This is a genomic window from Bradyrhizobium sp. Kon56 (assembly GCF_055807635.1).
The window spans coordinates 1-328 of the sequence record NZ_JBVVOU010000260.1 but is presented as its reverse complement, the minus strand read 5'-3'; the positions used below and the strand labels follow the sequence as shown (position 1 = coordinate 328).

Here is a 328-nt window from a genome sequence, read left to right as displayed (position 1 = left end):
GGACTGTACCGCGAAGGTCGCCGCCGCCGAGGGGGCATTGCAGGGGTATAGAGGTAATTTGTCGGTCAGCCAATTTACCAAGCTCAAGCCAATTAAAGATGTCGACGCCCAGATTGTTGAGACCGACAGGCAACTGAACGAAGCTCGGGCATCCCAACAGATAATGAGCCGTCCAGCTTTCAAGATGGTGGATATACCAGCGTTTAATTTCGAAGGTCTGCCCAGCCTTCTGGAAGGCTCCTTCGAGAGTATTTCAGTCAACGCAGAACAAACAGCAAAAGCCCATTTTGCCAAACACAAAGGGCCAGCAACCGAGCGATGGGTTGCC

Annotated in this window: 1 pseudogene; it reads left to right on the top strand. The window is 52.4% G+C overall.

Annotated features, from left to right (window positions below):
• Window positions 1-328: pseudogene (locus AC0L3B_RS38885) on the top strand (hypothetical protein); the annotation flags it as partial.